The sequence below is a fragment of the Vibrio sp. Vb1574 genome, assembly GCF_033338675.1.
Genome location: NZ_JAWOTC010000121.1, coordinates 1 through 1,780, shown reverse-complemented (window position 1 = coordinate 1,780; position 1,780 = coordinate 1). Strand labels below are relative to the sequence as shown.

Annotated in this window: 1 protein-coding gene; it reads right to left on the bottom strand. The window is 45.4% G+C overall.

What is annotated here, in order from left to right; genetic code table 11:
- Window positions 1-131: 131 nt before the first annotated feature.
- Window positions 132-1,780, bottom strand: a 1,649-nt coding sequence (locus tag R7O12_RS24040) for a choice-of-anchor I family protein (protein ID WP_318126554.1), incomplete at its 5' end; no start/stop codon positions are given.

Sequence of the window (1,780 nt, the reverse complement as noted above, 5' to 3'; positions counted from 1 at the left end):
TTAACACACTTAACCGTGAATAAAAAACGCCCGAACTGATATTCGGGCGTTTCCTATTTAGCTTTAGCACTTCTGTTTTATGGCCGCGGTTTTAGCGCCACAGTTGTAGATACTTTGAGATACTACTGTTTTTAGAGTTCGATACGAAAAACTGAGGTTGTGCCTGATACCTCGTTGCCGACGGCAATAAAATGTTGTCCGTTACGAGTAAAGTAGTTAATTGACTCGGGCGCTAGATCGCCCGCTTTAGGATTGTAAGTGTCATTTGCACACTCACCATCTTCTACCAACGTACATACTGGTTGGGTGTAATCGCGGTGGTTTACATAATGCAAGAACTGCGCTTGTTTTGGCTCGGTGATGTCGTAAACCATAATACCGCCTTGGCGCTCTAAACCGATAAATGCGTAGTATCGCCCATTGATTTTCGCTACTTCGATGGCTTCTGGCTCGATGCCTTTATCATCACTTCGGTCATCACCGCTACTGTTGCTGTCGTTTGTGCTGTTGAAGTGTTTACCTTCGTTCAAGAGGGCAACTGTTGCGAAGTCGTCTCCACTATCAAAAACTAGCTCACCATTTTCATTCCAAATTGAGAATGAACGCGCGCCAAATGCTTGAACGTTTTCTTCTGCGTTTAATGTGTGGTTTGGTTTGATAACTTTGAGTCTAGCTAGCTGTTTGTTATCTTTTAGAGCTTCAGCAAGAGGGTGGTCGGTCGTAACTTTGAGTTTTTTGCCACGGACTTCGTCGATATGGCTCAAACAGGAGCCTTTGACATTGGTGTAATCTGGCGTACCTTGATAGTCATCCTCGTCCGACATGAATCCTGCTTGATCACATTCAGCTTGAGTGGTTTTAAAACCATATTCGCGACCATCCCCTTCATTGACCGAAACAATGTAGGTTTTGCCATTGACAGAGTAACTGTCTAGCGTGTCGGGCATGTACAAGCCAACCAGCTGCGGATAGCTTTTCAAATTGCCGATGATCTTATCTTTATTTGAGGCGTCCAGCTTTGAATTTGACCAAGACTTTTCCCCTAAAGCGACAATTTTTTCTACCGATTGGCTTTGTGGATCAATAATCGCCATTGCGTTATTTTCCTGCAAGGCGACATAAATTTTCCCGTTGTCAGCAAACGTCAGATATTCCGGTTCAAGGTCTTGAGCAATTGAGGCATTAGGGCCGGAAATACGTACAGCTTTTGGCAATTCATCTGAGCGCACTCCATCAAATTCGCCAAAGCCAATTTGCGTAACGTCAGCATTGTTAATACCTTTGCTCAAATCGACCAACGTCACGCTACCTTCGGGATCGATACTGTAATCGGAGTTCGGTTCGCCTTCGTTTGCGGTGGCAATGTAACGACCATCTTTAGAAAAACCAACCATATCTGGCAGCGCACCGGTTTTGAAAGTGGTGATTAGAGAAAGATCATCCGAGCGATACAGCGCGATCAAGCCATCTTCCTGCTTATTATTGTTTTCAATCGCGACGGCGACTAAGCCATTAAACACAGCAACACTGTTGGCCGCGCCTATTTCAATACCTGCGGAAGTGCCCGCATCGGTTAGGTCAATAAAATCGGTTTGTGAAGGCGCACTGCTTTCGTTAAGCGACAACACATCCACACGTTTGGCTTGAGCATTGACCACGTAGAGTTTGTCCGTGCACGCATCATAGTTTACGATTTCTGCGGCAGAAGTATCAAACGGCGCATCGGCGATAGATGACCCAACAAACGTCAAACCTTGGATTGAGGTTTCCCCAACAGAGG